This window comes from Rhodopirellula sp. JB055 (assembly GCF_043100905.1).
In the GTDB taxonomy this organism is placed as follows: Bacteria; Planctomycetota; Planctomycetia; order Pirellulales; family Pirellulaceae; genus Rhodopirellula.
This window is the reverse complement of record NZ_JBICHO010000428.1, coordinates 1-22,069: the sequence shown is the minus strand read 5'-3', so window position 1 is coordinate 22,069 and position 22,069 is coordinate 1. Positions and strand designations below refer to the sequence as shown.

At 56.8% G+C, this 22,069-nt stretch carries 12 protein-coding genes and 1 pseudogene; 3 read left to right on the top strand and 10 right to left on the bottom strand.

The features are described 5' to 3' along the window. The 5 genes from ACF8AM_RS16900 to ACF8AM_RS16880 all read right to left on the bottom strand — a co-directional run. Window positions 1–1,735: FAD-dependent oxidoreductase (locus tag ACF8AM_RS16900; RefSeq protein ID WP_392556766.1), on the bottom strand; the 1,735-nt coding region annotated here is incomplete at its 3' end. A gap of 37 nt (window positions 1,736–1,772) precedes the next feature. Then, complete coding sequence (locus ACF8AM_RS16895; protein WP_392556765.1) at window positions 1,773–2,063, bottom strand: putative quinol monooxygenase; 291 nt, start codon at window positions 2,061–2,063, stop codon at window positions 1,773–1,775. Between the two features lie 109 nt (window positions 2,064–2,172). After that, complete coding sequence (polX, locus tag ACF8AM_RS16890) at window positions 2,173–3,906, bottom strand: DNA polymerase/3'-5' exonuclease PolX (RefSeq protein ID WP_392556764.1); 1,734 nt, start codon at window positions 3,904–3,906, stop codon at window positions 2,173–2,175. A gap of 45 nt (window positions 3,907–3,951) precedes the next feature. Then, entirely contained in the window at window positions 3,952–4,746 is a 795-nt protein-coding gene (locus ACF8AM_RS16885) for an ATP-binding protein (protein WP_392556763.1), read from the bottom strand. Beyond that, window positions 4,736–5,311: an MOSC domain-containing protein gene (locus tag ACF8AM_RS16880; protein ID WP_392556762.1), complete on the bottom strand. Its 576-nt coding sequence runs from the start codon at window positions 5,309–5,311 to the stop codon at window positions 4,736–4,738. The genes ACF8AM_RS16885 and ACF8AM_RS16880 overlap by 11 nt, the downstream gene beginning before the upstream one ends. Window positions 5,312–5,558: 247 nt before the next feature. Between ACF8AM_RS16880 and ACF8AM_RS16875 the strand changes: the two genes are divergently transcribed. After that, a complete protein-coding gene (locus tag ACF8AM_RS16875; RefSeq protein ID WP_392556761.1) occupies window positions 5,559–7,292 on the top strand; it encodes an IlvD/Edd family dehydratase in 1,734 nt (577 codons plus the stop codon). 190 nt (window positions 7,293–7,482) lie between these two features. On the opposite strand, the gene ACF8AM_RS16870 is transcribed toward ACF8AM_RS16875, so the two are convergent. Together ACF8AM_RS16870 and guaB are read right to left on the bottom strand one after the other, a co-directional pair. After that, window positions 7,483–9,252 (bottom strand): hypothetical protein, encoded by a 1,770-nt coding sequence (locus tag ACF8AM_RS16870; RefSeq protein ID WP_392556760.1) that lies wholly within the window; start codon window positions 9,250–9,252, stop codon window positions 7,483–7,485. A gap of 64 nt (window positions 9,253–9,316) precedes the next feature. Further along, complete coding sequence (guaB, locus tag ACF8AM_RS16865) at window positions 9,317–10,801, bottom strand: IMP dehydrogenase (RefSeq protein ID WP_392556759.1); 1,485 nt, start codon at window positions 10,799–10,801, stop codon at window positions 9,317–9,319. A 433-nt stretch (window positions 10,802–11,234) separates the two neighbouring features. Here guaB and ACF8AM_RS16860 point away from each other — a divergent pair, with 433 nt between their 5' ends. Further along, window positions 11,235–14,045, top strand: a complete 2,811-nt coding sequence (locus ACF8AM_RS16860; RefSeq protein WP_392556758.1) for a DNA translocase FtsK 4TM domain-containing protein — start codon at window positions 11,235–11,237, stop codon at window positions 14,043–14,045. 310 nt (window positions 14,046–14,355) lie between these two features. After that, a pseudogene (locus ACF8AM_RS16855) lies at window positions 14,356–14,712 on the top strand (DUF1589 domain-containing protein); the annotation flags it as partial. Here ACF8AM_RS16855 and ACF8AM_RS16850 read toward each other — a convergent pair. The 3 genes from ACF8AM_RS16850 to ACF8AM_RS16840 all read right to left on the bottom strand — a co-directional run bounded on the left by ACF8AM_RS16850 (window position 14,607) and on the right by ACF8AM_RS16840 (window position 22,051). Further along, the gene (locus tag ACF8AM_RS16850) at window positions 14,607–15,737 is read right to left on the bottom strand and encodes a formylglycine-generating enzyme family protein (protein WP_392556757.1); all 1,131 of its coding nucleotides are present in this window, start codon (window positions 15,735–15,737) and stop codon (window positions 14,607–14,609) included. The pseudogene ACF8AM_RS16855 and the gene ACF8AM_RS16850 overlap by 106 nt on opposite strands. Window positions 15,738–16,583: 846 nt before the next feature. Continuing rightward, window positions 16,584–17,231: a hypothetical protein gene (locus tag ACF8AM_RS16845; protein ID WP_392556756.1), complete on the bottom strand. Its 648-nt coding sequence runs from the start codon at window positions 17,229–17,231 to the stop codon at window positions 16,584–16,586. 17 nt (window positions 17,232–17,248) lie between these two features. Then, window positions 17,249–22,051 carry a beta strand repeat-containing protein gene (locus ACF8AM_RS16840; protein ID WP_392556755.1) on the bottom strand — a complete coding sequence of 1,601 codons (4,803 nt, stop codon included), beginning with the start codon at window positions 22,049–22,051 and terminating at the stop codon, window positions 17,249–17,251. Window positions 22,052–22,069 lie beyond the last annotated feature (18 nt).

Genomic DNA, 22,069 nt, shown 5'->3' with positions numbered 1-22,069 from the left:
TAATTACGTGCCCTAACAAGGGGTGTACCCAATGTGGGGGATTTCTAGATAATCCAACTGTTTCGCCCGCATTGGGCGTCCTTATCGGGGGATAAGGACGCTGACCCCGAACTCCCCCACTGGGCACAACCCCCAGCCGTTGTAAGCAATTGTGAAATAGCGCGCCAACGCGTTGGGGGCTAAAAAAATGCAACCCGGGGGACGATGGGACGGGGCTGGTCGTTTCCAACTCACACGGAGTTCGCCCGGTCGGCAACTTCTCGTGATGATGAATCATTGGTCCGGTCAACACGAACCCGCGTTCATCCAGGGCCACCGAATCGGGCAACCATTCCGTGTGCGGCTTGGCTCCAACAAAAATGAATGCCGCAGGGCAATCCAACGTCGATCGCTCGTCGGTTTGATTATTGCGGATGCAAACCCGCTCGAGATGTCTGTCTCCCTCCATCTCATCGATTTCGGTGTGACACATCACTTCGATGTTGGCGTGCTTTTCGATCCGATCGGCCAAGTAGCTCGACATGCCCTTTCGCAAATCACCCCCGCGAAGCAACAGACGCACGTTGCTGGCATGTTGCGACAAATACATGGCAGCCTGCCCGGCCGAATTTCCACCACCAACCACAATCGCCGTTGACTCTCGACACAATCTCGCTTCCACCGATGTCGCGGAGTAGTAAACGCCTGTGCCTTCGAAACGTTCGCAAGCATCCAGCGGCAATCGACGGTATGAAGCCCCCGTTGCGATCAGCACGGTCCGCGTGCGAACCTTTTGTCCGGTGCAAAAGTCGACTTCGTAATCACCGTTGTCCATCTGTGACATCGACCCAACGGAGACCGGGGCAGTGAACTGGGCACCAAACTTTAGAGACTGAAGGTAACCTCGGTTCGCCAAATCCGCTCCGGTCAAACCGGCCGGAAAACCCATGTAGTTTTCAATTCGCGAACTCTGGCCGGCTTGCCCGCCCGGTCCCATTCGATCGACCACCAGCGTGTTCAGCCCCTCCGACGCGCCGTAAACCGCCGCAGCCAATCCAGCGGGACCAGCCCCCACGATCAACACATCAAAAACTTTGTCCGGGATTTCGCGGCAAATGCCTAGGCATTCCGCGACGTCAGCCAGCGACGGTTTCCGAACCATTCGCTTGCCGCACACCAACATGGGCGTGTCCTCTTCGGCGACATCCCACTCACGCAGAAGTTGCTGGCCTTCTTCCGTCTCGGTATCAAATAGCGTGTGCGGAACTTTGTTCTTGTAAAAGAACTCACGCAGATGAATGGTTTCTTTGGAGTGGCTCGAACCGGCCAAACGGATGCCCAAGAACCCGGACGCTTCCAACCGTTCACGGCGCAGTTGAAAGGCATCGAGCAACTTGTCGCTCAGCGTAGGAATCTCGCCCAGCATGCGACGAATGCGACACGCTGTCACTTCGATCGTTTCGCAATCCCCTTTCGCAACCGCGCTGATCACGGCCGGCCGGCCTGTCAGAACGTCCACATCGCCAGCAAACGAATCCTGCACGTGGACCGCAATTTCACGCGGATCACCATGGGAATGATCCAGAATGCTCACCGCACCGGACTTGATCGCGAAAAAGGAATAGTCCATTTCGCCGAGATCAAAAAGCTGTTCCCCATCGGCAAAGTGACGAATCGTCCCAATGTCTTCCAAGCAAGCCAATTCATCCTCGGTCAGCCGCGGAAAGGTCGCACTGTCGGGCAATTCATTCAACATCGGCTTGGTCCGTTAATGGATGGCAGGTTTTTCCACATCAAGAAACGCGGGTCAACTGATAGACCTTCAATTCCTCGAGAGCCCCTTCGGTGGCGGCACCGAAATCCTTGAGAGGCTGGCCGGCAGTGTGTTGCTGCCACAATTCAACGGATTCCCAGTTTTCATGGAACATGAAGTGCGCAGGATTCTCGTTGTCCTGGTGCATATCGTAGTTGACACAACCGGGTTCCGACAAAGTCGGCGGAATCAGTTTCAACAACTCGCTCTTGACCAAGTCAATCTGATCTTCTTTCGCGGTAATGTGAGCTACGACGGTCAGGTGTGCCATGTGAATTCGTTCGTCTGTTCGAAAGGGATGAAAGAAAAAGCAGCTCGGGAAATTGCCAATGGAGGAAACCTTCCACCAGCTCAAACTGAAGAGCAGGAAGGAAGCGAGCTCAGCGGCCGACCTCAGCCAACTTTTTCGAGAACGCCTCGTATGGCAACGTGTTGGCGACATCAGCCGCGGTCAACCCGCCACGTCGAGCCTGACGAATACCATAACGCATCACCCACAATCCGTCCGTGACGTGAGCGTCCGTGTTGATCACGATCGGAATGCCACGTTTTTTCGCAGCCGCCAGATGAACGTCGTTCAAATCCAAGCGAGCCGGATTCGCGTTCAGCTCTAGGAACTTGTGGTTCTCTTTCGCGGCTTGCATCACCGCGTCCATGTCCACATCGTAAGCCTCACGGCGATTCAAAATCCGACCGGTTGGGTGAGCGATGCAGTCGACGTGCGGGTTCTCGATGGCTCCCAAGATCCGGTCGGTGATCTGATCGCGCGGCTGTTTCTGACCGTAGTGAATGCTCCCCAGAATCCAATCGCCTCGTTCCAACACTTCATCGGGCAAATCCATTCCACCGGCTTCCAAAATATCGCACTCGATGCCCTTCAGGATCACCAAGCGACCTTCGTACTGTGGGCGAATCTCATCAATGATTTCCCACTGCTTCAGCAAGCGTTCCGAATCCAATCCGCCCGCCATCGTCACGCGTTTGCTGTGATCCGTGATCGCAATGTATTTCAAACCACGCTCAATCGCTGCGTCGGCCATTTCCGCAATCGTGTTCTGGCCATCGGTCGCCGATGTGTGCATGTGCAAGTCACCTAGTACATCTTCGGTTTCGATCAGGTCAGGCAACTCACCCGATTTTGCCCATTCGAATTCGTGGCGATCTTCTCGCAACTCCGGCGCAATCCATGGCAAACCAATCGATTGATAGACCTCTTCTTCCGTCGCGCCAGCCACGCGAGATTCGTCGTCCAACTTGAACACGCCATATTCATTGATCTTGTACCCGTGTTCCTTCGCGATTCGCCGCACATGAATGTTGTGAGCTTGACTGCCGGTGAAGTACTGCAGTGCCGCGCCGAACTGGTCAGCGTCCACCAATCGCATGTCCACCTGAAACGCTTTGCCGACACGGATCGACATTTTGGTGTCGCCACGCCCAATGATTGACATCACCCCAGGGAAATTCGCCAGGTGATCCATCGCGGCTTCTCGGTCCGATGCGACCGCCAACAAATCCAAATCACCAACGGTGTCACGGCCTCGTCGGTAACTGCCGGCCCACTCCATTTGCTCGATCACATCGCACGTTTGCATGTGCTTGCTGATTTCACGGGTCAGCTCATCCGCCTTCGACCAATAGATCCGTTCCGACGCCGCTTTCGCGATCGCCAATCCATCCAAGATCGCAGCTTCCGTCTTTTTCGCAAAACCTTTCAGACTAGCAACGCGACCTTCGCGACATGCCGCCGCCAAATCGTCCAGCGATTCGATGCCCAATTCTTCGCGAAGCTTGCTGGCTTTCTTGGCACCTAGTCCCGGAATGCGCGACATTTGAATCACCACCTCGGGAACCGCCTCTCGCAATTCCTCCAATTGAGGAAGCGAACCGGAATCCAGCAAAACCTTGATCTTTTCCGCGATCGTCTTGCCGATCCCGGGCAGTTTGGAGAGATCGCGTTCAGGGTTGGCCGCTAGGTTTGCGATTGGTTCATCGAGATCCCGAATCGCGCGAGCACCATTTTGATAGGCGCGGATACGGAAAGGGTTTTCACCTCGAAATTCAAGCAACTCTGCGAGTTCTTCGAAGACGGCGGCGACGGCGGAGTTGTCCATGGAAAGGATTCAAACAGAGGCTTCTCGGGCGATCAACAGAAGCCGTCATTCAACGCCGGAGTCGCCTGTATTGCAATGGTGCGGCCAAGTCATGGTCACTTTGGTTCCCGATTCACCATCGGATTCCATCCGAAACGTTCCTTCCAATGCTTCGATCACCAACGTAGCAATCGTCAGTCCCAATCCGGCCCCGTCGCGACGTTCTTTGCCACTGCCCAAGCACTCAAACGGCAGGCAGATCTTCCCGGCGGACTTCGCTTCCACTCCGATCCCGTTGTCTTCGATTGAGACCGATACGGAATTCCCTGTCGTTTGGATCGTGACGATGACTTGCAGCGGACGGGCTTCCTTTTCGAATCCCAATGCATTCCGCAGCAACTGCTCGATTGGAATGAACAACAACTTGGCATCCACGGTCGTCTTGGCATCGCCGTGGATCGTGAGCGATTCCGGCCGCCCACCAATGGTTTGCCAGTATTCCGAGATCACCGGCGCAACCGCATAGGGTTCCGACTGGAATCGTGCGTCGGGGTCTTTCGAGATCGCGTGCAAAGTTTCGATCGTCTTCATATGCAATGACACCATTTGCGCCAATTGCTGCATCCGGACCGCCGCAGTTCGAACGGTTGCCAAGGATCGACGCGCATCATCGAGGTCCAACGGTTCGGTCAAAGCTTCGTCCACGAACTCTGAAAAAATATTCACGTGTCGCGCAGGTGCACTCAGGTCATGCATCAAACGACGCAAGTACAGGGTGTCGATGACCGGCCCATCCCGGACCGTCGGGCTCTCATTGCAAAATTCGATGGCTGTGCCATCAACCGAGGGCTCATTGGACATTTTTGGCACTCCGACCAATCAAGTTTTCTTTCCAAGCGTCTGACAGGTGATCGCAAGCCGCCAACCGCAAATCCGCTGCGGCATCCCGAGGCTTTGCAAACAAAATTTCGTTGGCCGTTTCGATCGTGAATTCTGGATGAGGACGTTCGATCAATCGCAATTCCTGACCCGCCTGGACAACCCCAGGTTGCAGCACTCGAAGGTACCATCCCGTCCGTCGCGTTTGCTGCACTCGCACGGCCAACTTAGGCAGCCCCCATCGCTGAGACAACTTCCAGCACGGTTCGCGTGGTTGCGAAACTTGGAGCCGCAGCCCCTCCGATTCAGGCGATTGACATTCAAAAACGTCTCCCACACAAACTTCCGTTTCCAACATCCCAGAGAATGTCAGATTCTCACCAAACGCACCGGAGTCCCATTGGAACTCAGGAAATTCCGTTTTCCAGAAAGACAAATGAGACTCGCAGTACCCCAAAACGGCTTTGTCGATTCCGCCATGGTGCTTCTTGTCGGCCTGTTCGTCGCCTTCCAAACCCAATTCAGAAACGACCACTGGACCATCCACGACACTCTTTTCGATAGCCGAAACCCAGGGTCGATTTGGATCGCCATCTCTGAGATAAGAACGGCATGTTCCGATTTGGACGGCAACAATTCGCAGCGAATCGGTCATCCCACGCACCCCTCGTCCACACGGCAACAATCATTGTCGGTAATCTGTCCGGCTTCCCACCTTGGACGTGACGCGCTCGCCCATTTTGCATGGGTTCATCGTAACGTTTGATTCCTTCCCCATCGATCCACCTTTTTCTATGAATGCCATTCCCGACCGTGACCCAACCCAATTGCGCTCGCACCGTTGGTTCGGCCGTGACGATTTACGCTCCTTTGGACACCGTTCCAGGCTAAAAGGGATGGGATTTGACGACATTGACTACCGAGATCGGCCGGTGGTGGCAATCCTGAACACTTGGAGCGAACTGAACACTTGCCACTCACATTTTCGTGATCGAGCCGAGGAAGTTCGTCGCGGAATTCTACAATCGGGTGGTTTTCCCGTCGAAGTGCCCGTGATGTCGCTCGGCGAAATGATGATGAAGCCCACCACGATGCTCTATCGCAACCTGCTGGCGATGGAAGTCGAAGAAGTCTTGCGCTGCCATCCAATCGATGCCGCGGTCCTGATGGGGGGATGTGACAAAACCGTTCCTGCGATGCTGATGGGCGCGATCAGCGCGGACATTCCCAGCCTCTTCCTGCCCGCCGGTGCAATGCTTCGAGCACGCTGGAAAGACCAAACGCTCGGCAGCGGCAGCGACGCATGGAAGTACTGGGACCAACGGCTTGCCGGCAACCTTTGCGACCGCGATTGGAACCAAGTTGAAAACTGCATCGCCGCTTCCGCAGGCACCTGCATGACGATGGGAACGGCCAGCACGATGGCCTGCGTCGCCGAAGCCATGGGATGGACACTTCCCTCCGCCGCCACCATCCCCGCCGTGATGGCCGATCACTCACGACTCGCCGTTGCAACCGGTCGACGCGCCGTCGAGATGGCATGGGAACAACTCAAACCCAGCGAGTTCTTCACCTCGCAAAGCATCGACAATGGACTGACCACATCTTTGGCAATCGGTGGCAGCACGAACGCGATTGTTCACCTGATCGCCATCGCGGGCCGACTCGGCGAAACACTCACACTCGATCGCTTCGACGAACTTTCTCGACAAACGCCCGTTCTCGGTGACCTGCGCCCCGGCGGTCGCTTCCTGATGCAAGACTTCTTCGAAGCCGGCGGTTTGCCCGCGCTCTTGCAACGTCTTCGCGACCTGCTGAACCTGGATTGCAAAACCGTCGCGGGATCAACTCTCGGCGAACAAATCGAAGAGGCCGAAGTCTACGACAACGAGGTCATCCGAACTCGTGAAAACCCGGTCTCTCCAGCAGGAGGCGTCTGTTTGCTGCGTGGCAACTTGGCTCCCTCTGGCTGCGTGATCAAGTCCATCGCGGCCAGCAAAAAGTTGCTGCACCATCGTGGCAAGGCAGTCGTTTTCAACAACTACCCAGAGATGAAAGAACGGATCAACGATCCCGAGTTGGACGTGGATGAAAACAGCGTGTTGATCCTTCGTTCGGCCGGTCCGCTCGGTGCCCCCGGTTTCCCTGAATGGGGAATGTTGCCGATTCCAAAGAAACTATTGCAATCCGGGGTCACCGACATGGTCCGGATGAGCGACGCACGGATGAGTGGGACCAGCTACGGAACCTGCGTACTTCACATCGCTCCGGAAAGCGCCGCGGGAGGACCGTTGTCATTGGTCGAAACCGGTGACGAGATTGAAATCAATGTTCCCGAACGGTCCATCCACTGGCACATCGACGATGACGAATTGGCTCGTCGCAAAGCGAACCAACCCGATGCCGCCCCCGAACCCGCTCGCGGATACATGAAGCTCTATTCGAAACATGTCACGCAAGCCGACCAAGGATGCGACTTCGACTTTCTTGCCGGTCGCTCTCCTGGCGAAGAACCCGCCATCCACTGATGGCTAAAAGGTCATTTTCAACCCTGCCAGTGACAACGCGTTTGCCGTCGCCCACAAGTCGCGCGCCCCAAATCCCAACCCGACGCGTCAGCAAGGGACCGCCCCAGCAGCGTCCCAATCCCAACCCGACGCGTCAGCGAGGGACCGACCTGTATTCCTGGCCAACCCAGCGACGACGGGCGACTCCGGATCAAGGCACCAGCAGGGCCGTGCCGGTGACAGCAGCGGCTTGATACCAAGCTCCCTTCAAGCTCAACGGTACCGGTGGGATGATCCACGGAGCACAGTTGCCGGGACGGTAGTATCCCAACGCGTACTGACATTCATGCGGCGAGTGCACGCCCATCTTGTACGGCAACACCGCGATGTTCGCGAAGAAGTGTGCCGATGACAAAACCGGCTGCAACACAGGACCTGCGGTGTGACCGTAGCGTTCCAGGTTGACCTCTTCGAAGTACAACGGTTTGTGGCACAAGTTCGATGCGGCCCAAACCACGGTCGTCGGTTTCCAGCGACGCGGTTTAAATTCGACTTGTTCCAACAAGCAAACGGTTGGCAATCCCCAGTTGTCGGAGATGAATCCCAGGTCCGCTTCGCTGAGTCGGTTGATCGGCAACTCTTCGCGAGATCCAAACTCGGTCACGATCACGGCTTTTTCATAAGCCAAGTCAACCAAGCGACCGGTGCCCATCGGACGCCCATCAATGCTTCGCCACACCCGTGATTCTTGACGTTCGTCAAAGCGTTTTTTCAGCTTCTCGTATTCCCGTTCATCGATCACGTCCGGACGATACGGTGGGCTGATGTCGAGCGACACTTGATCGATGGTTTGAGCCGCGATCCGAGCCCGGAAGTCGTCACACGACAATCCAGCGGCGCGACGAATCGGCCCATCATCGTTCATGATCGCTGCGTCGTCACGGTCCGCTTGCGGTCGCAAACGGTCTCGGTCTTGGTTGTCAGCTTCCAGTTGATCCAGCGCGTCACGAGCCCTCGACTCTTGGGCACGACGATCAAACGGATTGGGATCAAACCGATCCGAAGGCGACTCCAGATTTTCGGGCTCCGCAGGTGGCGGCTGTTGCGGCAGATTCGATTCGTCTTGCAACATGTCACGGATCGATGGCCCGGCGTCAGGTTGCCCCAAAGCGTCAGGTTGCCCCAAAGCGTCGGGTTGCCCAAACGAGTCGGGCGTCCCATCGGGTGAATCCAACTCCGGCGAAGGCAGCTCTTCCAATCCAGGTGGCACCATTTCGACAGGCGAGTTGAGCCCATTGCCTGAGGCCGCATTCGATTCATCGCGGAACGGGTTCGCGTTCCAATTCGGACGACTTCCGCTGGCTGCACCGTTGTCACCGGGCACGCCAAATCCATTGGACGATGGAGGCGAAAGCGGTTGAGCATCGGCCGCCGGTGGAGCATCAAATTCAGGCAACCCAAACCCTGAACCGGGGCCCTGCAAGAACGCAGCGGGCTGGATCGAGTCGGACGCCACACCTTGCTCACGTCGGCTGGATCCAGACGCCATCACAACGGGAGCCCCCGCCGGGTTGGCTTGCGGTGCAGCGGCTTGCTGCATTGGCTGAGCGTGAGCGACGGATTGCTGGAACGATGTCTCGTGCTGCGTTGGCGTGGTCTCCTGGAACGCCGCGTTGCTGATCCGAGCCGCTTCTTCGGATGCAATCTGAGGGCTCTTTCGCCACTGCAAATCCCAACCGGGACGCCGCATCGGTGACTCTTGCGAAGCCGCAGGCTGGTTCGGCTGAGTTCGCATCAGATCCGCGGTCCGCATCCGTGGGATCGGTTGACCAACCGGTTGCGCCGGAGCCGGCGAGGTGTTGGCGGACAGAGGATGCGTGGGTGAGTTCACGCGGGTGGGGCCAAAGCTGTCTTGGGCCGTCAACGCCGAGTTGGCGGAAAGAGCGCCGACGCTGAGGCCGGCCGCGATGCAAGCGGCCAACCATCGTCGGCGGACCAACCTGCCTGGCAAGGGGCTCAGGCGGCTGGTCGTCGGAACGTTTGCCTCAACTGGCGTCGCCCGAATGAACATCGGGACTGTAGTTGGGCGCTTCTTGTGTGATCGCAATGTCATGCGGGTGGTTCTCCCTCACCGTAGCGGCCGACACGCGAATGAATTTCGCGTCCCGCCGGAGTTCTTCGATCGTCCGTGTACCGACATATCCCATGCCCGCACGCAAACCACCGACCAACTGGTAGGCGTAATCGCTGAGCGGGCCTTTGAACGGCACGCGTCCTTCGACACCTTCGGGGACAAGCTTGCCCGCCTCGGTGCCTTTTTGGCGATACCGATCACTGCTTCCCTTCACCATCGCACCCATCGATCCCATCCCACGGTACGCCTTGAAAGTACGACCGTGGTACAAAATCATCTTGCCAGGACTCTCCGCTAAACCGGCAAACAAACTGCCGATCATCACGGTGCTCGCCCCAGCGGCGATTGCTTTGGTGATGTCACCGCTGAAACGGATTCCTCCGTCACCGATGACAGGAATGTTCTTCTTTTGAGCGACCTTCACCGCACTTAAAATCGCGGTGACCTGAGGCACTCCAATGCCACTGATCACCCGTGTGGTGCAAATCGATCCAGGACCAATGCCAACCTTCACCGCGTCCGCTCCGGCCGCAATCAAATCTGCTGCGCCCTCGGCCGTTGCGACGTTCCCCGCTACGACATCAATGTCCCATGACTTGTTCTGCTTAATCTCTCGAACGGTCTCCATCACATTCCGGCTGTGACCATGAGCCGAGTCGACCACCAGCACGTCGACACCTTTGCCGATCAAGCTTTCCGCTCGTTCATAGTCACCCACGCCAATCGCGGCTCCGACCCGAAGACGTCCCTGCGGATCTTTGCAAGCCCGCGGGTAACGCTTCATCATGTCGATGTCGCGAATCGTGATTAACCCCGTCAGTTTTCTTTCTTCGTCAATCAGGAGAAGTTTCTCGACCCTTTTTTCCGTTAAAATCTTCTCAGCTTGCGCAAGCGTTACATTCCCAACCGCCGTGACCAGATTTTCACGGGTCATGACCTCCGAAATGGGCATGTCGGGGTCTTCCAAGAATCGCAGGTCGCGACGGGTCAAAATCCCCGCCAAAGTGCGGTCTTCCTGCACAATCGGGATCCCCGAGACGTTCGCTCGGTCCATCAATTCCGCCGCCGCACTGACTTTTTGCGTGGGGTTCAACGTCACCGGATTGACGATGATCCCGTTGGCCGAGCGTTTGACTTTCAGCACCTCTTCGGTCTGTCGTCGAACCGACAAATTCTTGTGCACAATGCCCAAACCGCCCTCTTTTGCGAGGGCAATCGCCATCTCGGACTCCGTCACCGTGTCCATCGGCGACGAGATCAGCGGGATTTGCAGCCGGATTCGCTGGGTCATCTGACTGCTGACGTCCACCTCGCTGGGCACGACCTCGCTGTATCGAGGTTGCAACAGGACATCGTCGAAGGTCACTCCGAGGTCGCCGATTTTGTCGTCAAACATGCCGTTTTCGTTCCCACGAGGTCGTGGGCATCCAAATGTGATGCGATGGGGAAAACGAGCGATTATGACGCTCGCCGCGGTCGAGTTGTAGGGCACCTTGCCAGACTGACGACGAAAGAGCGTAGATGCGCCCAAGTTGTCGGCTCGCGTCGCCGAATTCGGACGTCAAACGAACGCAAACCTCTGAATTCTGGCGAATCCAGCGACCAGCGAAAACGAACACTTCACCCTCCCTCTGGGAGGGTCGAGCGAAGCGAGGGGAGGGCACACGCGTTGGATTCCATCCCTGCCTCCCCCACCAATCCCATCGCCGAATTCATCCAGCGATCAGCCGCCCCACAATCATAACCCGCCGCGTCAGCAAGGCCCCCAGCCCCAACCACGCCCCCACAACACGCTTCATTTCACACTCCGTCCTTTCCGACTCAACGCCATGTCCACGACGACGGCCAACGCCGAATCGCACGAATCCGCCCCGCCTCGCGCGGTGGACATTCGACGTGATATCCCAGCTCTCCTGCTGGTCGCGGTGACGTTGTTGACGTTGGTCTCGGTGATGACGCACGATCCCGCCGACGCGGTCCCCACCCCCGTCTGGCCGCTCAACCAATTCTTCACGCCTGACTTGGCGGTCTACCCTGCCAACGACGTCGTGCAAAACGCTTGCGGCTCACTCGGCGCCCTGATTTCTTCGATGCTGCTCAGCGCCGTTGGAATCGGATCCGCTCTGGTGATTTCGGCGGGCGGTGGCATCTCGACCGCGCTGTTGATTCGCGGCCACATGAACGCGCCCGTGCTGCGGTCCCTCGGAGGCTGCATCACCTTGCTGGCCGTGACCACCGCCGCTGCGATGACCGACATTGAACTGGGCGGCATGCCCGTCGTCGGCAACGGTGGCTACCTCGGCGCGATGACGTCCGCGTTCTTGCTGCAACATTTTCATCCCGTTGGCTCGTGGATTTTGACACTGACGGTGTTGTCCGTTGGCTTGTTGCTGACGACGGACTACATGCTGGTCTACGCCGGACGAACCGTGGTCGTCGGCGGGGCCAAGGCCTCTCGTCGCGGTTTCGCCAAAGCCGCGCAGGCCATGCCAGTCACACTCCGCCGCCGACGCCAACCGTTCAGCGACCTCGATGGACCGATCCTGATCGACGGGGACGAATCCGACGCGTCACTGGATCCCAACGGCGGTCGCATCGACCCAGCCGAACCGGCCGAAACCGGACCGACGATTCGCGTTCGCAAACCCAAGGAACGCGAAACCGCCGAGGAAACCGAACAGACCGAAGAAGCCGCTCCAGCCAACGGGCTGGCCAAAGCCGCCAAACTTGGCGCCGCTGGTTTGGCTGCGGCAACAGGGATCGGTGCCAGCCTTAAAAAATCCAAGGAAGCCACCGAGGAAGAAGAATACGAGTACGAATACGAGGAATGGGAAGAGGAAGAAGAAGCCCCCACCCGCGAACTCGATGTCGAAGGCGAACCGACAACGCTGCGCAATGATTCCGCGCATGAGGTGTCGCCCTCGCCAACGATCAAGATGCCTAAGAAAAAGGACCCCAAGCAAGAACTCTATGACTCCGTCCAAGAAGGTGCCCCCGAAGGCATCTCGGAGTACCACTTGCCCAGCCTCGAACTGCTCGAAGGCAGCGACGGGTTTGACTACGAAGAACAACACGCCGAAGCGCTGCAGAAGAGCGCGATGCTGCAACAAACCATTCGCAGCTTTGGCTTCAACGTCACCGTCACCAACGTCGAAATCGGTCCGGTCATCGCCCAATACGAACTGGAACTCGAGAGCGGTCTGCGTCTGAACAAGATCACCGCGCTCGCCGATGATCTCGCCATCGCCCTGCGAGTCCCCAGCGTTCGCGTCGTTGCACCGATCCCCGGCAAGAACACCGTCGGCATCGAAGTCCCCAACGAGATCCGACAAGTCGTCCGGCTTCGCGATGTGATCGAAGAATCCGATTCGCGGATCTCCAAGATGAACATCCCAGTCTTCTTGGGCAAAGACGTCTCCGGCGAACCGATGCCAGTCGACTTGGCCAAGATGCCTCACCTGTTGATTGCAGGTCGAACCGGTACCGGTAAATCGGTCTGTTTGAACGCGATCATCAGCAGCGTCCTGATGTGCTGCCGGCCCGACGAAGTCCGCATGCTGATGATCGACCCCAAGATGGTCGAGCTTTCTGGCTATGGCCGGCTGCCACACCTGATGCACCCCGTCATCACGGACATGAAAAAGGCCGAAGCCATCCTTGGCTGGGCGGTTGAAAAGATGGAAGAGCGCTACTCGCTGCTCGCCAAAGCCGGTGTGCGTCACATCAACAGCTTCAATGATCTCGGCCGCGAAGAAGTCCTGCGTCGTTTGGAAGTCGATGAGGACGACGAGAACACTGACGTGCCGGACAAGCTTCCTTTCATCGTCATCATCGCTGACGAAATGGCGGACTTGATGATGACGGCTGGCAAAGAAGTCGAAACGCACATCATCCGTTTGGCTCAAAAGAGTCGTGCCGTTGGGATTCACTTGATCCTGGCAACGCAAAAACCAACCGTGGACGTCATCACGGGTCTGATCAAATCGAACTTGCCCGCGCGTCTGAGTTTCCAGGTCGCCAGCAAGACCGACAGTCGCGTTGTCTTGGATGAGAACGGAGCCGACAAGCTGCTCGGCAACGGTGACATGTTGTTCCTGTGGCCCGGTACCAGCACGCTGATTCGAGGCCAGGGGACTTACCTGTCCGACGCCGAGATCGATCGTGTGTGCGACCACTGCAGCAGTGGCGGCGAACAACAATTCGTCGGCGAGCTGATGAACTTGAAAATCAACGACGAAGAAGGCGACGCATCCGAGATGGACGTCGACAAACTTCGCAAGCGAGACGAGTTGTACGAATCCGCCATCGAAGTCGTGATTCGCGAAGGCCGCGGGTCGCTGTCGTTGATCCAGCGATGCCTCGGAATCGGTTATGGGCGAGCCGCGCGGTTGGTCGACTACATGGCGGAAGACGGCATCGTCGGCCAGTACAACGGGTCCAAGTCACGCGAAGTCTTGCTGACGATGGAACAGTGGAACGCGATGCAAGGCATCACCGACGACTCCAACACAGCCACCGCCACCGCTGCCCCCAAAGCCTCCTCGCAAACCGAAGACGAAGAGGAGTACGAAGACGAGGAAGAGGAAGAAGAGATCGACGACGAAGATGAATACGAGGACGACGACTACGAAGACGTCTGACAACGCCCCCCTCCTTGCGCAACACACCACCGTCACAACCCGCCGCGTAAGCAAGGACGAATCAACGTAGCCGGATTCGCCAGAATTCGGACCTCACCACGTCAAACATCCCAACCCGACGCGTCCGCGAGGGACCACCCTGAATTCTTGGCGAATCCAACGACCAAGACGTAGGCCAGGTCTCACCTGGCTCCCAGCCGATGCTTTGTGGAACAAAGCGAGTCGTCCAACCCGCCGCGTAAGCAAGGACGAATCAACGTAGCCGGATTCGCCAGAATTCGGACCTCACCACGTCAAACATCCCAACCCGACGCGTCAGCGAAGGACCGCCCTGAATTTTTGGCGAATCCAACGACCAAGACGTAGGCCAGGTCTCACCTGGCACCCAGCCAATGCTTTGTGGAACAAAGCGAGTCGTCCAACCCGCCCACACAACATTCAACGCGGCCCGTCCAATCACCCAGCCAGGTACAACCTGGCCTACGACTGGCTACGTTGCAAAAGGCCGTTGGCTATCCCTTCACACCAACTCACCCCACCGAATTCTGCCGAATCCGGCTACTACCGCTTCCCACGCGCACTGTTCCAAGACGCATCCATCTCCTCCGCCGTCGGAATCTCCGCCGGCCGCACCACGCGGAACCCGACCCAGGACGCGTCCGTGTGATACCACAGACTCTTGGGCAACTGCGGGTCCTGTTGCTTCCAATCTTCGGAACTACCCAGCCTCGCCGCCGAGCGCAACCGATCCGGATCATCAAACCAACTGCCGCCCCGAACCACTCGCGGATACAACCGCTCCGGCACCGTCCAAGGGTTGATCAACACTCCGCCATCTTCGGGCACCGGATAAGCCTCCCCGTAAGCGTCCGCGGTCCACTCCGACACGTTGCCGTGCATGTCATGCAGCCCCCACGGGTTCGGCTTCTTCGTGCCCACCTTCTGGTACTTGTCGTTGCTGTTGTCATAGTACCAACCGTGCTCATCTAAATCGCCCTCGCCGAACGAGTACGCCGACGTCGTCCCAGCCCGACAGGCATACTCCCATTCCGCTTCGGTTGGCAGCCGATAGAAGTGCCCCGTTTGCGCGCTCAGCCACTGGCAATACTTATTGGCCGCATGCTGAGTCATGCAGACGGCGGGGTAGCCCGATTGTCCCATCCCAAAGCTCATCTCGGTGTAGGGCGGTGTCGGTTGACTGACCCCATCCACCGCGTCATGAACCGCGGGGTCAAAGTCCGTCCAACCGCCATGCTTCTCGCGGCGGACCTCCGTCATCATGAACGGCTCGTACTCATCCCAAGTCACCTCGCATTTGCCCATCCAAAACGGCGAGACCTTCACCCGCCGCTGCGGCCCTTCATCCTCCAACCGATCCGGTTCATCCACCGGGCTCCCCATCAAAAACTCACCACCCGGGATCGCGATCAAATCAAACTCCACCCCCGACTTCGGAATCGTCTCGCGATAGTCCTGCATCTCCCCGGCAATGATCCCATCTTCCGCCGAAGCCGCCTTGACAACGATCCCCTCCCGAATCCGCTGTAGCAAAGCCGCATCATCCAGCGAAACCTCCGGAGTCACCTTCTTCGCCGCAGCGGTCTCTTGCGCAAAAGCCTCCCATGCATTTCCAGCACCTCCCACGCACAACCAACCCACCAAACCAAACCGAACCCAACCGCCAAAACGCATCACATTCCAATCCAATCAAGAGGCAAGAAGCCCCCGCATTCTAACTCAATCAAGCCGCGATCGCGGTTGGCTACTAGCTGTTAGCTAGTCACACCCCGCCGCGTCAGCAAGGCCCCCCCTCCCGGAGCCGGATTCGCCAGAATTCGGACCGCCCAACAATTCGCGCGTCCGAATTCTTGGCGGATCCGGCTACTAACATCCCAACCCAACGCGTGAGTGAGGGACCACACTGAATTCTTGCCGAATTGAACACAACGAACATCGACCGCACAGCGTTTTGAGCAACCTGGCCCCCAGAGATTTCGCTTCATCTTGTCTGGCCAGGCGTGCCCGGCCAGATGAAGCCCAGATTTTCTCACTGCCCCTGTATCAGAAAAAGGGAGCGGTCACTCCCCGACAGGCTTGGCCGAATCGAGTTCACAATACAATTACAGACTGCTCATTCGCTTTGGATTGCTCTCCCCCCCTTACTGTTGAAAACGCAGTTACCATCAGCTACGGGGCGGCAACGATTTCCCCGATCAGGACTTTCACCTGACTATTCAATCGCCTTTGCGGGCGCACTAGAACGTTTGCCCCCCAAATGTTTCGTGACAAGTTCGTATCTTCGAGCAGCAAGACGCGAACGGCTGGCGATCGGATTGGGACGTGACAAGGCTCGCCGTTGGAAAGATGCAAGACGGAACAGTTCGGGACAACTGTTCTACTCTGATGCCACCGTCCCGGCAGCCAAACCAGCCCCGATTCCTAATCCCACAAAAAAACTCTCGCAGGCCTAAGACCTGCGAGAGTTTTCATTGAACAAACTTGTCAATCAGCCAATGGAACGACCGAATCGAAGCCGGATCACGCCCGTTTCTTGCGACGAAACTGCTGAATCCCACCGGCAGCAAACACCCCGGCCAAAGCCAACATCGAAGTGGGTTCAGGAACAGCTGCAGCGTTACCAATTTCAAACTGGCCACCGGACGCCTCGAGCGTGAGCGTGCTCACTCCCAATCCGTCGTTAAGCGAGTTGACACCAAACCCGAACTGGGTTCCATCAGGAACAAAGTTAAAATTGTAGGTGCCAACGACAGCTGCACCAGTAACATCAAACTGCAAATCAAACAGCTTGGTCTGGCCAGCCTCGGCATTGATCGCGGGCTCCGTCGAGTAGTTACCGCCCACTTGAAAATCGTAGTTGTCCGCAAAGTTGTCGAAGGGAAATGGATCCCCGGAAACGCTGGACGTGGTGGCGTATCCTGCAGGAAATACCACCCGGAAGTTGGTGAACGAGCTCGACATCCCAAAATTGTTCACCCCTTCAAAATCGAAAGCCAAATTGTAACCACCCAACAAACGATTGCCTGTCTCGTTGCTGGATATAAAAACAGGGATGGACACACCGAGGTCGCCCTGATTGTAAACGGGAACCGAACCATCGCCAATAGTGATCGTAGCCGCCCCCTGAGCTCGAATTGTGAAAGCGAGGCTGGCAACAGCCAGCAACACTGGTAGAAGTCTCATCATCATTTGAATTCTCTAAAAGTAGAAAAAAAGCTGCAGTCAAAAACAATACAGTAGAGGACCAATCTCGAGCCTTCTCGCTCAATGGTTCGCTTTTGATCCGTGCTGTTTTCAATATTGTCTCCGTCCACGTTGTGGAACCTGTTGTGATTCGGATGGGGTGCCGCTAATGCAGTCAGCGACACCAGGCCCGAGTCCACCGTTGTAACTTCACCATCTTGATTCACGTCGCCAGGTAAAACATTAAACTGGAACACAAAGTCACCACCGTCCAAACGGTCGCCGGTTGCATTGGTTACGCCTTGAGACAACACCTTCAACGTCATTTGTGAAGCGTCAAGTACTTGATTCAAGGTGAGCGTCACCTTATTGCCGGCCGCATCGACAGAAAGTACCTGAGGGATGTTGCCCGTCGTCAAATCAGGTCGCAAACCAGCAATTCCGGAGAGGCTGAAGTCACCAATGCCGATGCTACCGCTAACGTCTTCACTGAATTCAACAATGATCTGATTCATGTTGATCCACGGCAACGGCTTCATCTGATTGCTGTCTGTCGGAATGACGTATCCTTCACCGCCATTGCCAAAGATATCATCTTCGACTCTGTCCTTGAATGCAGAACTCCACGCAGTCGAACTCACCCGAACAGACGTCACAGTTGGCCCAGCTTCGGACAAGTCATTTAGCGTCACCGTTACAGGAACGATTGTCACATTGTCAGTCGTCCCATCATCGGTGATGACCACTTCGAACTCATAGGTGTCTTTCAACTCGAAGTTAAGGTCGGCTCCGGCAGCTACTTGGATGTTCCCAACACCATCGACCTTGAATGGAACCGCGTCGGCCCCCTGCAAAGCGTAGGCCAACGCTTGCGACGTCCCGTCACCATCATTGGCAACAATCTGTCCGACAACTGCATCTTCAACGGAATTTTCATCGATCGCGAACGTGGTTGCCCCCGTCACGACGGGCGGGTCATTGACATTCTCCACCGTCACTGAAATTGTGCCGGAATCTGAACCGCCGAAACCGTCCAGCACTCGGTAAGTGAACGTGTCAACGCCTACAAAATTCTCGTCCGGCGTGTAGGTCAACGCTCCATTGGCCAGCAGCGAAGCGGAGCCATTGGCTGGGTTCGTCAACAACACCGATGTCAACGCTTGATTCTCAGGATCGGTGTCATTGGCCAACACGCCATCGGGACGTCCAGCCAAGCCATCGGCAACCAAGACCGTGTCTTCGTCGATCGTGTAACTATCCGTGTCGGCTTCTGGCGGAGCGTTGCTGCTGCCAGCGACGATGTTCAACGTCACCGTGCCATCCAAGACCGAAGCCGCTCCACTCGGGTCCGCAACCGTGTAAGTGAACGTGTCCGGTGCCATCGCATCGGTGGTGTAACCAGGTTCTGCCATGAAGCTGAATACCCCGCCGCTGATGAACTGCAGCGTGCCAACACCCACAATCGCGATCGAATCGCCGACGCTGACAGCGTCGCCGTTGACATGCGTCACCTTCAGCGTGTCATCATCCGGATCAAAGTCATTGCCCACCACATCAAACACCTGCATCGCGGTGTTCACACCGCTCACCAAATCATCCATCGCAACGGGTGCTTCATTAATGTCATTGACGTTGATCCTCACCGTCGCGGTGGTGCTGGCTCCAGTCGGATTGTCAGTGACGGTCACGGTCAAGTCGTAGGTGGGAGTCGTTTCGTGATCGAGCAGTGACGCATTGGCAACCGTGATCTCACCAGTGGTCGCGTCAATTGCAAAGACGTCATTGCCGGGATCTGCATCTCCGTCTGACAAGGCAAAGGAAAGGACGTCACCGTCGATATCAGTAGCTTGAGCGAAATAGGTGTCCACGGCGGCGCCGTTGACGGCGTTCTCCGCCACACCAAAGACCGCGTCAACCGCTTCCGGCGAATCATTTACCCCGACAACTTGGAACGTGAGCGTTCCAATGTCTGTCAGTCCCGCCGCATCGGCGACCTCTTGAGTTACGACGACGTCGACCGTCTGACCAGCAGCCAAACCTTGGTAAGCCGCCACCGTGGTGTCGATCGTGATGTCACCGTTGCCGTCGACCGTAATCCCCGCATCTGCTGCGGTGATCGATGGGCCGCCATCGATCGAAACGCCTAAGATCGTAAAGTGATCGGCTTCGAACACGGAGGGCAGGTCATCGACATCTTCCACCAGTTCCGTCGGCATCGTGCCGAAGTTCAAACCCGTCACTATCGAGTCTTCAGGAATGGCAGCATTCGGCGAAACAAAGTCCTTTGCCACCGGAGCGTCGTTAACTCCAATAACCGTGATGAAAACCGTTGCGAGGTTGCTGGGATCGCCTTTGTTGTCGTTGACGGGATAGGTGAAAGTGTCAGTGCCAAAGAAGTCGGCGTCTGGAGTGTAAGTCATCACTCCAGTGACAGAGTCGACGGCTAGGCTGCCATTCGTGGGGCCGGTCCCGATCGCCACGGAGGTTCGATCGATCGTCCCATCTGGGTCGGAGTCATTGCCGACCGCGTCAAATACCACTGCCGTATCTTCCGTCGTTGAGACCGCGTAATCATCCACGGCAATGGGTGCTTGATTGCTGTCGTCGTTTTCGATCGCCCCCGTCGCTTGGCCGCCGGTTGCTGAAATCATCACGTCACGTCCGTTGGGCATCACGAAATTCAAAGCAACCTCGAAATCTTCATCGCTTTCGATCGCTGTATCGCCTGCCACCAAAACGTTAAACGTTTTCGTCGTTTCGCCGGGATTGAATCCCAGATACCCGCTGGTGGTCGCCATGTCGCCATCGGAGAAGGTGGCCGTTCCTTCACTGACATTCCACAACGCCAGAACGGGAGCGTCCACGGCGGACGACAAAGTCGCAGTGAAGGTGAACACGGTGTATCTCGAGTTGCCTTCCGCCAATGTGATGTCGCTGTCGATCGAGAGTTCAGCACTATCATCATTGGTGATCGTGCCAATGCCTTGGTCGTCAAGAATCGTTCCGCCCACGGCATTGGACAAATTAACCGCAAAGGTCTCCGTCAGTTCGACGATGTCGTCTTTGGCAACTTCAATCGTCACCGTTTTGGTCAACGCGCCACCGGCAGCAAAATTAACCGTGCCTGAATCTGTGGTGAAATCGGTTCCGGCCGTGGCCGTGATACCGAGCGTCGAGTAATCGACTGAGACGGTATTCAGATTGTCCGACCGGGTGATCGTAAAGGTAAAGCTGGCCGTGCCGCTCCCATCCCCTTCACTCATCGTAACGTCGTCAATGCTGAACTCGGTTCCGCCGGAAACCTGGACAAAGCCGAGATGGCTGTGGTCGCCATCGTGGTAAATGACGTCTTCGAGCATGACGGGTGTGACCAACGAAGGATCAAACGTGTTGCCAAGGGCCGCAACGTCTGGCGGAGCCCCTTGTGGCCCCGAATTCGAATCCAGGCCGCCCGTGTTCAGGTTCACAATCGCACCGGACGTTGCCGAGGAACTGGTGTAGCCAGTGAAATCATTGCCCCCAGCACTCGACCCCAAGCCGGTGATGTCTCGATCGAGGGCTGCGTCGCCCAGGTCAGCAACACCACTGTTCTGGATCAGCACACCGGTCGTGTTGCCGGTCAGATCCGTGCCTTCCACCATGGCGACGGCGCCAACCACGTCAATGCCAATCGTGGAACCGGTGACCGTGCTGTTACTGACCACCACGCTCCCCGAACCGGTGACCCGAACTCCGGCATCATTCGTGGTCGAGCTGGTAACATCCGAATCGACAAGCGTCACTTCTCCGCCAACGACCTCCAACCCGACTCCGACACTTTCAGTGATGTCGACGTCGTTCAGCACCACGCTTGTTGGGCCCGTGTTGTCTTTGCCAGGTTCACCGATGCGTACGCCATGCTGGTTGCCATCGATCGTTGTGCCATCGATTAACACATCTGTTAAAGTCGCCGGATTGCTTGCATAGCTCGGGTCGTTCCCGGTTCCCCGTGCTTTGATCGTCAGGCCTGCGCCATTGATCGGTCCCCCCGTACCGGAATTCGTAATTGAACTTCCGATGATGTCGATATTGGTATAGGTGCCATACTTCAAGTTGATATCGATGCCGGCACCGGACGCATCGCCGGTTCCACTCTGATCAACGGTGACATTGTTCAGCGTTGCATTGTTCAATTTCTCAAAGTACAGCCCCTTGACCGAGTTGTTGCTGAAACTGCTGTCTTGAATCGTGACACCATCGAACTTGTCTTCATTATCCGCCAGCGAATTCCATGCATAGACCGTGACGCCCCATTGGTTGTGACTGAAGTCACTGTTCTCAATGGTCAGGCCACTCGCGTTCCCTGCGGTGGCAACGCGGAAGCCGGTCGTGTTTAGAGTCGATACAACATCACCCAGCGTTAGATTTGTCGCGGTACCACGGACATGGATGCCGGCACCGCTGCTGTCAGCCTGGATATTCGTCAGCGAAACACCGTCCGTTACAACCCCATTATCAAAGTTAATAGCGTCATCTGCATTGGTCACTCGCAGATCACGGATCACCACGGCATCCGCCTCAACAGAAAACCCATCGTTGCTGCCGCCCCCCGCATCGACAACCGTATTCGCTGGTCCTTGACCATCGATCGTCACCTGCTTGCCGACATGGACACTTTCTTCGAATGTGCCCGCACTCACGTTCACCGTGCCGCCGACAGCCACGATATCGACACCACGTTGGATCGAACCATCGCCAACGGTGTCCTTTGGAGCAAGCTCATCTGTTTGGTCGGTGACAAACGCATTGTCATCCTGGATATCCACAAAACCTTTGTAGATCGT